The sequence below is a fragment of the Microcella sp. genome (assembly GCF_030645145.1).
Taxonomy (GTDB): domain Bacteria; phylum Actinomycetota; class Actinomycetes; order Actinomycetales; family Microbacteriaceae; genus Microcella.
Map to the genome: position 1 here is coordinate 41,937 of NZ_JAUSMI010000135.1, position 12,963 is coordinate 54,899.

Below are 12,963 nucleotides of genomic sequence, written 5' to 3' on the forward strand. Positions count from 1 at the left end.
TCACGAGGTGGGTGCCGGGCGGGTGCCGCTCCGACACGGGTGACAACCCATCCTAGGTCGGGGGTATTCCGGCGGTCGGCGCGTCCACCGGCCGTTCACCTGCACCGTCAGCGCCCAAGTCGACCGCGCACGAGCGCGAGCGTGCTGAGCGCCTCCGGCACGCGCATCGCGAGAAGCGCGCCGCCGTACGCGAGGATCATCGGCACGGCGATCGCGACGATGCTCACGACCGCTCCCCCGACGGAGGCGCGCGCGAAGCCGTCTCCGACGAGGCCGCCGCCGAGCGTGCCCAGGGCCGTGCCGACGCCGAGGCCGATGAGCAGGGCGGGAACGGCGGCGACGACGAACTGCGTCATGCGTCGCGCGATGAGCGGAGCATCCAGGCCCCCCAGCCGTCGGCGGAGGACGATGCCGCCGAGCACCATCTGGAAGGCCCCCGCTGCCGAGGTCACGATGCCGAGGCCGGGCACGATCCACGCGGTCGGCAGGAGCGAGCACAGCAGCGCGCCCGTGATGAAGAACGCCGTGTGCGCCGCCTGCAGCCAGAACGCCGTGCGGGTGTCGTCGAGGGCGTAGAACACGCGCTGCATGACGAAGTACACGCTGAACGGCACGAGCCCGACGACGAAGGCGATGAGCACGGTCGCGATCTGATCGACGGCGTTCTCCGCGAAGATGCGCGCGAAGGGCACCGCGACGGCGATGAGGCCGATCGTCGCGAGCGTCATGAGCAGGCTCGTGATGCGGATCGCCTCGGTCGTGTCGATGCGCACCGCGTCGAGATCCTTGTCGCGCGCGTGGGCGCTCATGCGGGTCAGGTAGGCGGTCACGAGCGAGACGACGACGACCGAGTGCGGGAGCATGAACAGGAGCCACGCCGTCCGCATGACCATGAGCGAGGCGTCGTCGGCGGTCGCGGCCTCGGAGGCGACGCGCGTCTGCACGATGCCGCCGATCTGCATCACGACGATCATCGCGAAGATCCAGCCGGCTGCGCGGCCGGTCGCGCCGAGGCCGACCCCGCGCCACGTGAACTCGGGGCGGTAGCGCAGGCCCGCCCGCCGCCAGAAGAGCACGAGCACGAGCGCCTGGGCTGCGACGCCGAGGGTCGCCGACCCGCCGAGCACCGCGATCATCTCCGGCGTCCAGGCGGATGCCCGGGTGACGTCGGCGTCGAACATCGCGCCGAAGACGATGAGGCCGGCGATCGCGACCACGTTGTTGATCGCGGGCGCCCACGTGAACGGCCCGAATACGCGGCGCGCGTTGAGCACCTCGCCGAAGAGCGTGTACAGCGCGTAGAAGAGCACCTGCGGCAGGCACCAGTAGGCGAAGGCCGTCGCGAGGGCGATCTCCTCCCCCGTGAAGCCGCGCCCGCCGCCGTCGGAGGAGGCGGCGTAGAGCGAGACGAGGAGCGGCGCGGCGAGGGTCGCGACGACGGCCGCGCCCAGGAACACGACGAGCCCGAGGGTCACGAGCCGGTTGATGAAGCGCTCGCCGCCGTCGTCGTGCACGCTCGCCCGTACGATCTGCGGCACGAGCACGGCGCTCAGGACGCCGCCCGCGACGATCGCGTAGATGTTGTTGGGCAGCTGATTGGCGAGGGCGAAGGTGTTGGCGCCCGAGCCGAGCGCGCCGATCGTCTGCGTGAGCATGACGGCGCTCACGAAGCCGAGCAGGCGCGAGACGATCGTGCCCGAGGCGAGCACGAGGCTCGCGCGTCCGATTCCGCCCGAGCGGTCGTCGGGCAGGTCGCCGGGGGCGCCGGGGCGGGGCTCGTCGGTCACGCCGTCTCCTCCTCGCCGCGCTGCGCGCGCACCCGGCGTCGCATCCGCCGGCGGCGGATGTCGCGCGAGAGCCCGAAGGCGAGCAGCCCTCCCACGAGCACCGCCATGACGACGATCGCCGCGGTCTCCCACCCTGCCTGGAGATTGAGCAGAACGCTCGTCGACTGGCCGACGGGGCGGTCGGCGGCGTCGATGAGCGACACCGTGATGGGCACCTCGCCGTTGGTGAGCGACTGCACAGGCACGAGCGCGCGCGTCTGCGACTGCGGCTCGACGATCGTCTCGACGCGCCGGTCCTCCACGCGGAGTCGTCCGGTGGCGCTGTCGACCTGCACGAAGACCCGGATCGCCACGTCGAGCGCGTTCTGCACCGTCACGGGGAGCGATGTGCGGTCGGAGAGGAGCGTGATCGTGCTGCCCTCGACGATCTGGACCCCCGCCCGCAGCTCCTGCGAGGCCTCCACGAACCGGGTCGCGGCCTCGCCCGCCTCCTCGTCCCAGCCGAGCGACAGGGCGCCGAGCAGCTCGAGCCTCCGCTCGTCGGTAATGAGCGCGGGCTCGACGGCCACCTCGGCGAACGCGCGATCGGCGGCCTCGGCGTCGAGCATCCGCCCGACGTCGATGAGCCGCTCCTCCGCGATCGCGGCGTCGACGACGCCGACCTCGGGGCCGGATGCGGCGCTCGCGGCCGCGAGGCCGCCTCCGCGCGCCCACGGCAGCGCCTCGATCGCGCCCAGGAGGTCGAGCAGGCGCAGCGAGTTGCCCAGCCGGTCGCGGCTCAGGGTGAAGAAGGGCACGACCGCGGCGTCGGAGGCGCTCGAGGCCGCGATGAGGGCGGAGACCCGCGCGGTCGCGCTCTGCCACTCCTGCTCGGTCGTCGCGGCGACGGCGTCGCGCGCGGCGCGGGAGAGCGCGTCGTCGCTGCGCAGCACCTTCAGGTCGCCGACCCGGGCGACGAGGCCGGTGCCGCCGTCGAGGTTGGTGCTGCCGACGATCGCGGTGCGCACGCCCGATTCGGCGACCACGCCGAGGGCGCTCGCGGTCGCGGTGCCCTCGCGCGGCCAGACGACGTCGTCGAGGTCGTGCGGCCAGGCGCTGAGCTCGGCGAGGGTGGGGACGGCGCCGGGGGCGTCGCTCGGGCTCGGGGAGGCCGACGGCGAGGCCTCGGGCGCGTCGGACGGCGCGACGCCGGTGCCCTCGGTGCCGTCGGCGCCATCGCCTCCCCCCAGCACGCTCGGGTCGATCGCCGCGCCCGCGCCCTCGACGGGCGGGAGCGGGATGCCGCGGGCGTGCGCGGTCGCGAGCGGATCGGCGTCGGACCAGGCGAGCGAGAACGTGTCGTTCGGCACGAGCGCGAGCCGGTCGAGGAAGGCGGTCGCCGACTCCGGCGCGGCCGTGCCGAGGATGCGGATCGACGCGATCACCCGCGGGTCGACGCCGATGGCGACGGCGCGGCCCGCGACGGCGTCGAGGGTGCGCAGGAGGAGCCCGCCGGGTGCCGTGAGGAGCGCGAGATCCTCCGCGGGGATGAAGGCCCCGTCGAAGCCCGGGGCGGTGAGCGGCACGGCCGCGACGACGGTCGAGGTCGGCGGTGTCGTGCCCGCGGGCACCCAGACGACGGCCGAGCGGGCAGTGCCGAGCACGCGCCCCTCCCCCGCGATGGAGACCTCGATGACGCGCGGGCCCCAGGCTCCGGCGAAGCCGACTGCGTCGGACTCGGCGCGCAGCTCGACCGTGGCGCTCGATCCGGGCTCGAGCGCGGGGACGACGGCCGATGCGACCGCGGTGGGGCGGACATCCGCATCGCTCTCGCCGAGCCAGGCGGCGAGCGTCGCGGAGTCGGCGGGCGCGCCCGCCGCGATCGACAGCGTCGCCGCGCCCGCAGGCGTCACGGCGGTCGAGAGGTTCGTGGCGACGACGCGCACCTCGAGCGGCGAGTCGGGGTCGACGATGCCCGAGCCGAGCGGCGCGACGGTGAGCTGCAGGCCGGTCATCCCGGCGTCGTGGGTCGTCGTCGCGAGCGGACCGGAGGCGGCCGTCGCCGTCGCGGAGGGCGCGGCGACGAGGATGAGCAGGAGAGCCGTCAGCAGGGGGCGGAGCAGCGCGCGCACCGGGGTCGCGGGCGCGGCAGAACCCCCTCGCTCCCGCTCGGCCGACATGTGCGGAAGTCTAGACTCTGGTGACTATGCAGAGCGTGGCCGAGGCCCTCGACCGGCTGCGGGCACTCGCCGCCGCCGAGCCCCTGGCGACCCTCGCGTCGCGGTTCGAGGCCGCGGGCCACGAGCTCGCCCTCGTCGGCGGGCCCGTGCGCGACGCCTTCCTCGGTCGTCCCGTCAACGATCTCGATCTCACGACGAGCGCGCGCCCCGACGACATCATCCGCATCGTCGCGCCCGTCGCGAGCGCGCACTGGGACATCGGGCGGGCCTTCGGCACGATCGGAGCGCGCATCGGCGCCGACACCGTCGAGATCACGACGTACCGCTCCGACGCGTACGACCCCGACTCGCGCAAGCCCGAGGTCGCGTTCGGCGACACCCTCGACGGCGACCTCGAGCGGCGCGACTTCACCGTCAACGCGATGGCCCTCCGCCTGCCGTCGCTCACGCTCGTCGACCCGAGCGGCGGGTTCGACGACCTGCTCGGCGGTCGACTGCGCACCCCGATCTCGCCCGAGCGCTCGTTCAGCGACGACCCTCTGCGCATGCTGCGGGCCGTGCGGTTCGCCGCGCAGCTCGGCCTCGACGTCGACGACGCGACCCTGCGGGCGATCGAGGGGATGCGCGATCGTCTCGGCATCATCTCGGCCGAGCGGGTGCGCGACGAGCTCGTCAAGCTGCTCTCGACCTCCTCCCCGCGCCGCGGCCTCGAGCTGCTCGTCTCGACGGGCCTCGCCGATCTCGTGCTGCCCGAGCTGCCGGCGCTCCAGCTCGAGGTCGACGAGCACGCCCACCACAAGGACGTCTACGAGCACTCGCTCACGGTGCTCGACCAGGCGATCGAGCTCGAGGCCTCGCGCGGTGCCGGGGCGGATGCTCCCGCCGACATCGTGCTGCGCCTCGCGTCGCTCCTCCACGACATCGGCAAGCCCGCGACGAAGAAGGTCGAGCCGGGCGGGGCCGTGACGTTCCACCACCACGACGTCGTCGGGGCGAAGCTCGCGCGCAAGCGGCTCACCGCGCTGCGGTTCGACAAGGAGACGATCGTCGCGGTGTCGCGGCTCATCGAGCTGCACCTGCGCTTCTTCGGCTACAGCGACGCCCCGTGGACGGACTCCGGCGTGCGCCGCTACGTGCGCGATGCGGATGCCCTGCTCGAGCGCCTCCACATCCTCACCCGCGCCGACGTCACGACCCGCAACCGCCGCAAGGCCGCGCGCCTGCGCGGCGCGTACGACGAGCTCGAGGCGCGCATCGCCGCGCTCGCCGAGCAGGAGGAGCTCGCGGCGATCCGCCCCGACCTCGACGGCGAGCAGGTCATGGCGATCCTCGACGTCCGGCCCGGGCCCGTCGTCGGCGAGGCGTACCGCTTCCTGCTCGAGATGCGGCTCGACGAGGGGCCCCTGGGGGCGGAAGAGGCCGAGCGGCGACTGCGGGCCTGGTGGCAGGAGCGCGGCGGCGCCTCCTGAACTGGCGCCGGGCATCCGTCATCGACTACGCTGTGCAGGTTGCCCGGGGCCCTGTCCCCAGTGGGCGACTGATGCCATACCCTCCTGCTGCAGATCGTCTGCAGCCGTTCGAGTCCGAAGGAGGTGGGTGAGTCATGCATCAGTACGAAATGATGGTGATCCTCGACCCCGAGATCGACGAGCGCACTGTCGCTCCGAGCCTCGACAAGTTCCTCAACGTCATCCGCAATGACGGTGGGAACATCGAGAACGTCGATATCTGGGGCCGTCGTCGCCTCGCATACGAGATCCAGAAGAAGACCGAGGGCATCTACGCCGTCGTCAACTTCACCGCGAACCCCGCGGCCACGCAGGAGCTCGACCGCCAGCTGAAGCTCAGCGAAGCGGTCATGCGCACCAAGGTGCTGCGTGCCGAGGAGGCCGTCGCTCGCGTCGCCGCCTTCGAGGCGAAGGCTGCGGAGAAGGCCGCGTCCAAGTCCGCTCGCGAGGCCGCCAAGGCCTCCGCGCCCAAGGCCGCGGAGTAGTCGTGGCCGGCGAGACGATCATCACCGTCGTCGGCAACCTGACCGCCGACCCCGAGCTGCGCTACACGCAGAACGGGCTTGCCGTGGCGAACTTCACCATCGCGTCCACTCCCCGCACGTTCGACCGTCAGGCGAACGAGTGGAAGGACGGCGAGGCGCTGTTCCTGCGCGCGAGCGTGTGGCGTGAGTTCGCCGAGCACGTCGCCTCCTCGCTGACGAAGGGCTCGCGCGTCATCGCGCAGGGTCGCCTGAAGCAGCGGTCGTACGAGACGAAGGAAGGCGAGAAGCGCACGAGCATCGAGCTCGAGGTCGACGAGATCGGCCCGAGCCTGCGCTACGCCACCGCTCAGGTCACCCGCACGTCGGGCGGCTCGAGCTCCATGGGCGGAGGCCGCGGCGGGAACGCCCAGGTCGCCGACGAGCCGTGGGGCGCTCCGGCGCAGCAGAGCTCCGGCTCCTCCAACGCCGGCGACGTGTGGAACACGCCCGGCTCCTTCTCCGACGACACCCCGTTCTGATCCGGTCTGACGACCGGCAGCTGATTTCGTAAAGGACAACCACTATGGCTGGCAAGAGCAGCGGCGACCGCCGCAAGCCTCGCGGCGGCAAGGGCGCGAAGAACGCCGCCCCCGCGAAGGCGATCAAGGTTGGCATCATCGACTACAAGGATGTCGCCACCCTCCGCAAGTTCATCTCCGAGCGCGGGAAGATCCGCGCTCGCCGAATCACCGGTGTCTCCGTGCAGGAGCAGCGCCTCATCGCCCGCGCCGTCAAGAACGCGCGCGAGATGGCACTGCTTCCGTACGCCGGCGCTGGCCGCTAAGGGGGCCGTGATGTCGAAGCTCATCCTCACGCAGGAGGTCACCGGTCTCGGTGCTCCCGGCGACGTCGTCGAGGTCAAGAACGGGTACGCCCGCAACTACCTCATCCCCCAGGGCTACGCCGTGGCGTGGACCCGCGGTGGCGAGAAGCAGGTGGACCAGATCAAGGCCGCCCGCACCGCCCGCGAGCACGCCACGATCGAAGAGGCCCAGGACCTCAAGGCGCGCCTCGAGGCCAACCCCGTGAAGCTCGCCGTCAAGGCGGGCGCCGAGGGCCGGCTGTTCGGCTCGGTGAAGACCGCTGATGTGGCCGCGGCCGTCGAGAAGGCCGGCATCGGCTCGATCGACAAGCGTCTCGTCGAGCTCGTCGCGCCGATCAAGTCGGTCGGCACCCACGAGGCGATCCTCAAGCTCCGCGACGGCATCGTCGCGACGATCACCCTCCAGGTGGTCGCCGCGAAGTAGTCGCGAGCGCGCAACGGAAGCGCCCCCGGGGTCTCGATCCCGGGGGCGCTTCGTCGTCGTCGGGGCCGATTCCGGGGGGTACGTGCGCCGCTCCCTAGCGGGTCGGAGCCCGTCCGCGCAAGAGCTCGAGGGGCCGTTCTGTGCACAGGTGAGCATTCAGAACGGCAACTCTGAAGTGCCGCTTGAAGCCTGTTTCCCCACACATGGTGTGGAAACGGAAAACCCAGGTCAGAGGTCGGTTCCGGCGAGAATGAGCTCCGAATGCCACAGGCCTGTCCACAGGCTGTGCACACCGTCACCGGCGTTTCTCGACCGCTCTCCACATCGTTATCCACAGGGCTGGTTGAGGGTACCGCGACGCCGTCCCTATCGTGATGGCCTATCCCGCCGCACACGCAGCCACTCGCGTGTCATCGCTCCGCTGTCAGTGGTCGGCGGTACACCTGAAGCACTCAGCGATCCGATCGCAGATTTTGGAGGCCCTGTGTCCCTCGCGCACATCGGCAGCGCCCTCGACGCTCGAGGCGGCTCCGACAACCGCGGGTCCGATCACCGGGGCTCCGACGGCCGCCACTCCGAGCGGACGCCGCCGCACGACCTGCTCGCCGAGCAGAGCGCGATCGGCGGAATGTTGCTCAGCAAGGACGCCACGGCCGACGTCATCGAGGTCGTGCGGGGCATCGACTTCTACGTCCCGAAGCACGAGGTCATCTTCGAGGCGATCCTGTCGCTGTACTCGCGCGGCGAGCCCACCGACGTCATCGCCGTCACCGACGAGCTCACGAAGGCCGGCGACCTGTCGCGCGCCGGCGGCGCCGACTACCTCCACACCCTCACGGGCATCGTGCCGACCGCCGCGAACGCCGGCTTCTACGCCTCGCTCGTCGCCGAGAAGGCGGTGCTCCGTCGCCTCGTCGATGCGGGCACGCGCATCGTCCAGATGGGCTACGCGAGCGAGGGCGAGGTCACCGACCTCGTCAACAACGCCCAGGCCGAGATCTACGCCGTCGCCGGCGGAACGCAGTCGGAGGACTACGTCCCGCTCACCGAGGCCGTCAACGAGGCGATCGACGAGATCGAGGCGGCCCGCGGCCGCGACGGCTCGATGACGGGCGTCCCGACGGGCTTCGCCGACCTCGACGCGCTCACCAACGGCCTCCACGCGGGCCAGCTGATCCTCATCGCCGCGCGCCCCGCGCTCGGAAAGTCGACCGTCGCCCTCGACTTCGCCCGCGCCGCCGCGATCAAGCACAACCACCCCACGGTCTTCTTCTCGCTCGAGATGGGGCGAAGCGAGATCGCGATGCGCCTGCTCTCGGCCGAGGCCTCCGTACCCCTCCACGCGATGCGCAAGGGCACGCTCGAGTCGCGCGACTGGACGACGATCGCCTCGACGCGCGGCCGCATCAACGACGCCCCGCTCTACATCGACGACAGCCCGAACATGACGCTCGTCGAGATCCGCGCGAAGTGCCGCCGACTGAAGCAGACGGTCGGGCTCAAGATGGTCATCATCGACTACCTGCAGCTCATGACGAGCGGGAAGCGCGTCGAGAGCCGGCAGCAGGAGGTCAGCGAGTTCTCTCGCGCGCTCAAGCTCATGGCGAAGGAGCTGCAGGTGCCCGTCGTCGCCCTCTCGCAGCTCAACCGAGGCCCCGAGCAGCGCGCCGACAAGAAGCCGGCGCTGAGCGACCTCCGCGAGTCCGGCTCGCTCGAGCAGGACGCCGACATGGTGATCCTCCTCCACCGCGAGAGCGCCTACGAGAAAGAGAACCCGCGCGCGGGCGAGGCCGACTTCATCGTCGCCAAGCACCGCAACGGCCCGACCGACACGATCACGGTCGGCTTCCACGGGCACTTCTCCCGCTTCGCCGACATGCCGCGGGTCTAGCGACCGCGATCGCGCTCGCGCGGCGTTCGCTCGGGCGCCGCGCCGTAGGCTGGGGCCGCACACTCGCTCCCCGCCGGAAGGACCTCATGGCGTCGGCCGCCTCCCCCGAAACGCGCGCGCTCGGGCGCGCCGTGCTGCTGCGCGCCGTGCCGCTCATCGTCGCCGGCCTCGTGATCACGTTCACCGCCGACCACTCCGCCCGCCTGGGCCTCCTCGCCCTCGGCCTCCTGGGCGCCGCGCTCGCCGCGACCCTCGGGTTCCCCGCGCTCGGGCTGCCCCGCGACGAGCCGCTCCGCGGCCTGCACGCGATGCTCGCCGGCCTCGCCCTCGCCACCGGCGCGGTCGCGCTCGTGCGGCTCGACGCCGGCCTGCCCTTCCTGCTGGTCATCGCGAGCGGGTGGGCCGTGCTCTCGGGCGCGGTCGAGCTCGTGTGGGGCATCCGCCACCGCACCCGCCATGCGCTCGCCCGCGACGCGATCGTCGTCGGCGGCGCGACGCTCGCCCTCGCCGTCGTGCTCGCGATCGTCGCCGACTCGGTCTCGGCCGTCGGGTTCCTCGGCGCCTACGCGATCGTCGTCGGCGTCTTCCTCGTCATCGCCGCGCTCAGCCTCACCTGGGGCGCCTCGCAGAAGGAGCACTCCCCCTCATGACCGAACCCCGTCGCCGCGAGCGCCTGCGCCCCGCCGAGCTCATCGGCTTCGCCGGCATCGTCGCCCTCTTCGCCGGCGGCACGATCTTCGCCGTGACGCGCGATCTCGCCCTCGCCGCGATCGTGCTCGGCGCGACCTTCGTCATCGACCTCATCGTGATCTCGATGCTCATGCTCGCGATCACGCCGAACAAGCCGATGGACGGCGAGCTCCCGCACGACTGAGCGCGCGCCGCTCGCGGCGCCGCTCTCCGGCGGGATGCCCGGGTCGTCTCCGGAGCGTCAGCGCGCGAGGCGCCGCGCCAGCTCGCCCGCGACGCCCACGTAGGTCGCCGGCGTGAGCTCGCGCAGCCGCGCCTTCGCGGCGTCGGAGATGTCGAGACCGTCGACGAACGCCCGCAGCTCCTCGCCGCCGACGCGGTGGCCGCGCGTGAGCTCCTTGAGCATCGCGTACGGGTCCTCGATCGAGCTGCGCCCGGCGGTGACCTCGGCGCGGATGACGGTCTGGATCGCCTCGCCGAGGACCTCCCAGTTGCCGTCGAGATCGCGAGCCAGGGCATCCCGATCGAGATCGATCTCGCCGAGGCCCTTGAGGATGTTGTCGAGCGCGAGCATCGAGTGCCCGAGGCCGACGCCGATGTTGCGCTGCGCCGACGAGTCGGTGAGGTCGCGCTGCAGTCGGCTCGTCACGAGCGTCGCCGCGAGCGAGTCGAGCACGGCGGCCGACAGCTCGAGGTTCGCCTCCGCGTTCTCGAAGCGGATCGGGTTGATCTTGTGCGGCATCGTCGACGAGCCCGTCGCGCCCGGCTGCGGGATCTGCCGGAAGTAGCCCATCGAGATGTACGTCCACACGTCGGTGCAGAGGTTGTGCAGCACGCGGCCGACGTGCGCGACGCGCTGGTAGAGCTGCGCCTGCCAGTCGTGCGACTCGATCTGCGTCGTGAGCGGGTTCCACGTCAGGCCGAGGCCCTCGACGAACGCCTGCGAGGTCGCGACCCAGTCGTGCTCGGGGTCGGCGGCGAGGTGGGCCGAGAACGTGCCGGTCGCGCCCGAGAACTTGCCCAGGTACTCGACCTCCTCGATCGAGGCGAGCAGGCGCTCGAGCCGGTGCACGGTGACGGCGAGCTCCTTGCCCATGGTCGTCGGCGTCGCCGGCTGACCGTGGGTGTGCGCGAGCATCGGCTCGTCTGCGAAGGCGAGCGCCCGCTCGCGCAGGGCCTCGACGACCGACCGGGCCCGGGGCATCCATACATCGACGATCGCCGCGCGCACGGTGAGGGCGTACGAGAGGTTGTTGATGTCCTCGCTCGTGCAGGCGAAATGGGTGAGCTCGGCGATCGACTCGAGACCGAGCTCGGCGAGGCGGTCGCGCACGTGGTACTCGACGGCCTTCACGTCGTGGCGGGTGACGGCCTCGCGGCGGGCGAGCGAGTCGATGTCGTCCTGCCCGAACCCCGTGACGAGCTCGCGCAGGCTCGCCTTCTGCTCATCGGTCAGGCGCGCGGCGTCGAACAGCCCGGCATCGGTGAGGTGGATGAGCCACTCGACCTCGACCTGGATGCGCGCGCGGTTGAGCCCGGCCTCCGAGAGGTGCTCCCCGAGCGCGGCGACCTGGTCGCGGTAGCGGCCGTCGAGCGGGCTGAGGGGCTGGGGGGCGAGGGGCTGCGAGGCGGGGGTCATGGGGCTCCCTGTCGGATTCCGGGTTCGAGCTGGCGGAACAGAGCGGTGCAGGCCCGCTCGATCATCCCGAGCACCGTGTCGAACATCGCGGCGTCGGAGTAGTACGGGTCGGGCACGTCGAGCTGCGCCTCGTTGTGGGCGGGGTCGAACGACATGAGCAGGTGCACCTTGCTGCGCGCGTCGTCGTCGGGCGCCCAGGTCTTGAGGATCCGCTCGTGGGTGCGGTCGAAGGCGATGATGAGGTCGAGGTCGGTGAACCAGCGGCTCTCGAACTGGCGCGCGCGGTGCACGTCGCCCTCGTAGCCGCGAGCGCGGAGCGCCGCGAGCGTGCGCGGATCGCTCGACTCGCCCACGTGCCACTCGCCCGTGCCGGCCGAGCGCACCGAGACCAGGTGCTCCCAGCCGCGCTTGCGGATCAGCTCGTTGAACACGGCCTCGGCCATGGGCGAGCGGCAGATGTTCCCGGTGCAGACGAAGCAGATCCGGAAGACGCCGGGCACGCCGAGGTCCCGGTCGAAGCTCATGCCCCCATCATCCCCCACTTCCCCCTCCTCCACAGCCGTCGAGGCGGCGATCGGATGCCCCGATCGCGCCCGCCGCGCCGGTCCGGTCGGGCGACTGCCGCAACCTGGTCACCCCCACGAGTCGAAGGAGGGCCCCCGTGCAGCCGTCGCACCCCCCGCACCCCGATCCGCTCGCCGCGCAGCACGCGGCTCAGGCGAGCGAGCTGCGTCATCGCGAGCTCGTCGTCAGCGCCGTCGCCGCGCAGGTCGAGTCGGTCATGGCGCTCGTGCGCACGACCGCGCACGACGACCAGTGGCGCGGCCCCGCCGCGCGCGCGTACGCCCGCGCCGTCGAGAACCGCTTGAGCGGGCTCGTCGACGCCCGCCGCTCGCTCGACACCGCCGGGCAGGCGCTCGCGTGGGCGCGCTCGCAGGCCGAGACCCGCGCGGCGGCGGCGGCCGGTGGCTGACGCGCTCCTCATCGGCGGGGGCGGGTCGACGACGGTCGCCTCCGAGCACCTGCTCGAGGCGCTCGAGCGGCTTCGGCGCGGGTCGGTGACGTGCGCGACGGCCGCCGGGCGGCTCGAGCCGCTCACGTCTCCCCTGCCGGGCGACCGCTGGAACGGCACGGGGCTGGAGCTCGCGGAGGCCGCGGCGGTGCTGCGCCGGGAGTCGGAGGCGCTCGAGGCGCTCGGCGGGGCGCTGCGCATCGCGATCGACGGCTACGGCTGGGCGGAATCCCGCGCCCGATCCTGGCTCGAGGAGGCGATCGCGCCCGTCGCCTCGACGGTCGGCTTCCTCGCCGGCCGCCTCGCCCTCGGCCTGCTGCCGTCGGTCCTCCCCGTGGTCGCGATCGCGGCCGGGGCGTGGATACTCCTCCCGGCCGCCTCGCGCGAGTCGCTCTCGCGCAGCTCGACGGCGGGGGTCGAGCGGCTCACCGGGTCGCTGTTCGACTCGCCCGCCACGACCGAGGCGCTGCGCCTGCTCGCGACCTCGGCCGACGACGCCGTGCTCG

Annotated in this window: 14 protein-coding genes; 10 read left to right on the plus strand and 4 right to left on the minus strand. The window is 72.3% G+C overall.

Features of this window, described 5'->3' with window-relative positions:
- Positions 1–107 precede the first annotated feature (107 nt).
- On the minus strand, positions 108–1,787 hold the full coding sequence (murJ, locus tag Q7T15_RS09150; protein ID WP_304695505.1) for a murein biosynthesis integral membrane protein MurJ: 1,680 nt from the start codon (positions 1,785–1,787) through the stop codon (positions 108–110).
- On the minus strand, positions 1,784–3,946 hold the full coding sequence (locus Q7T15_RS09155) for a DUF6049 family protein (RefSeq protein WP_304695507.1): 2,163 nt from the start codon (positions 3,944–3,946) through the stop codon (positions 1,784–1,786). The genes murJ and Q7T15_RS09155 overlap by 4 nt, the downstream gene beginning before the upstream one ends.
- A 26-nt stretch (positions 3,947–3,972) precedes the next feature.
- Between Q7T15_RS09155 and Q7T15_RS09160 the strand changes: the two genes are divergently transcribed.
- The 8 genes from Q7T15_RS09160 to Q7T15_RS09195 all read left to right on the plus strand — a co-directional run bounded on the left by Q7T15_RS09160 (position 3,973) and on the right by Q7T15_RS09195 (position 9,990).
- Positions 3,973–5,415, plus strand: coding sequence for a CCA tRNA nucleotidyltransferase (locus Q7T15_RS09160; protein ID WP_304695533.1), 1,443 nt, complete (start codon positions 3,973–3,975; stop codon positions 5,413–5,415).
- Between the two features lie 134 nt (positions 5,416–5,549).
- Positions 5,550–5,939, plus strand: coding sequence for a 30S ribosomal protein S6 (rpsF, locus tag Q7T15_RS09165; RefSeq protein ID WP_304695509.1), 390 nt, complete (start codon positions 5,550–5,552; stop codon positions 5,937–5,939).
- A gap of 2 nt (positions 5,940–5,941) precedes the next feature.
- Positions 5,942–6,457 carry a single-stranded DNA-binding protein gene (locus Q7T15_RS09170; RefSeq protein WP_182491312.1) on the plus strand — a complete coding sequence of 172 codons (516 nt, stop codon included), beginning with the start codon at positions 5,942–5,944 and terminating at the stop codon, positions 6,455–6,457.
- Positions 6,458–6,501: 44 nt separating this feature from the next.
- Entirely contained in the window at positions 6,502–6,762 is a 261-nt protein-coding gene (gene rpsR / locus Q7T15_RS09175; RefSeq protein WP_055857729.1) for a 30S ribosomal protein S18, read from the plus strand.
- A 10-nt stretch (positions 6,763–6,772) separates the two neighbouring features.
- Complete coding sequence (gene rplI / locus Q7T15_RS09180) at positions 6,773–7,225, plus strand: 50S ribosomal protein L9 (protein WP_304695514.1); 453 nt, start codon at positions 6,773–6,775, stop codon at positions 7,223–7,225.
- A 484-nt stretch (positions 7,226–7,709) separates the two neighbouring features.
- Positions 7,710–9,116: a replicative DNA helicase gene (gene dnaB / locus Q7T15_RS09185; RefSeq protein WP_370689131.1), complete on the plus strand. Its 1,407-nt coding sequence runs from the start codon at positions 7,710–7,712 to the stop codon at positions 9,114–9,116.
- 86 nt (positions 9,117–9,202) lie between these two features.
- A complete protein-coding gene (locus Q7T15_RS09190) occupies positions 9,203–9,766 on the plus strand; it encodes a hypothetical protein (RefSeq protein ID WP_304695516.1) in 564 nt (187 codons plus the stop codon).
- Positions 9,763–9,990: a hypothetical protein gene (locus Q7T15_RS09195; RefSeq protein WP_304695518.1), complete on the plus strand. Its 228-nt coding sequence runs from the start codon at positions 9,763–9,765 to the stop codon at positions 9,988–9,990. The genes Q7T15_RS09190 and Q7T15_RS09195 overlap by 4 nt, the downstream gene beginning before the upstream one ends.
- A gap of 57 nt (positions 9,991–10,047) precedes the next feature.
- Here Q7T15_RS09195 and purB read toward each other — a convergent pair whose 3' ends face one another.
- Together purB and Q7T15_RS09205 are read right to left on the minus strand one after the other, a co-directional pair.
- Positions 10,048–11,445 (minus strand): adenylosuccinate lyase, encoded by a 1,398-nt coding sequence (purB, locus tag Q7T15_RS09200; RefSeq protein ID WP_304695520.1) that lies wholly within the window; start codon positions 11,443–11,445, stop codon positions 10,048–10,050.
- Positions 11,442–11,969, minus strand: a complete 528-nt coding sequence (locus Q7T15_RS09205) for a low molecular weight protein-tyrosine-phosphatase (RefSeq protein WP_304695523.1) — start codon at positions 11,967–11,969, stop codon at positions 11,442–11,444. The genes purB and Q7T15_RS09205 overlap by 4 nt, the downstream gene beginning before the upstream one ends.
- Before the next feature lie 137 nt (positions 11,970–12,106).
- On the opposite strand from Q7T15_RS09205, the gene Q7T15_RS09210 reads away from it, so the two are divergent.
- Together Q7T15_RS09210 and Q7T15_RS09215 are read left to right on the plus strand one after the other, a co-directional pair.
- The gene (locus tag Q7T15_RS09210) at positions 12,107–12,418 is read left to right on the plus strand and encodes a hypothetical protein (RefSeq protein WP_304695525.1); all 312 of its coding nucleotides are present in this window, start codon (positions 12,107–12,109) and stop codon (positions 12,416–12,418) included.
- Positions 12,411–12,963: hypothetical protein (locus tag Q7T15_RS09215; protein ID WP_304695527.1), on the plus strand; the 553-nt coding region annotated here is incomplete at its 3' end. The genes Q7T15_RS09210 and Q7T15_RS09215, both read left to right, overlap by 8 nt.

Bases quoted from the DNA above. Each gene is read 5' to 3' on its own strand.
- rpsF (WP_304695509.1), top strand. From the start codon at position 5,550: ATGCATCAGTACGAAATGATGGTGATCCTCGACCCCGAGATCGACGAG.
- Q7T15_RS09190 (WP_304695516.1), top strand. From the start codon at position 9,203: ATGGCGTCGGCCGCCTCCCCCGAAACGCGCGCGCTCGGGCGCGCCGTG.
- rpsR (WP_055857729.1), top strand. From the start codon at position 6,502: ATGGCTGGCAAGAGCAGCGGCGACCGCCGCAAGCCTCGCGGCGGCAAG.
- purB (WP_304695520.1), bottom strand. From the start codon at position 11,445: ATGACCCCCGCCTCGCAGCCCCTCGCCCCCCAGCCCCTCAGCCCGCTC.
- Q7T15_RS09155 (WP_304695507.1), bottom strand. From the start codon at position 3,946: ATGTCGGCCGAGCGGGAGCGAGGGGGTTCTGCCGCGCCCGCGACCCCG.
- Q7T15_RS09195 (WP_304695518.1), top strand. From the start codon at position 9,763: ATGACCGAACCCCGTCGCCGCGAGCGCCTGCGCCCCGCCGAGCTCATC.
- rplI (WP_304695514.1), top strand. From the start codon at position 6,773: ATGTCGAAGCTCATCCTCACGCAGGAGGTCACCGGTCTCGGTGCTCCC.
- Q7T15_RS09160 (WP_304695533.1), top strand. From the start codon at position 3,973: ATGCAGAGCGTGGCCGAGGCCCTCGACCGGCTGCGGGCACTCGCCGCC.
- Q7T15_RS09205 (WP_304695523.1), bottom strand. From the start codon at position 11,969: ATGAGCTTCGACCGGGACCTCGGCGTGCCCGGCGTCTTCCGGATCTGC.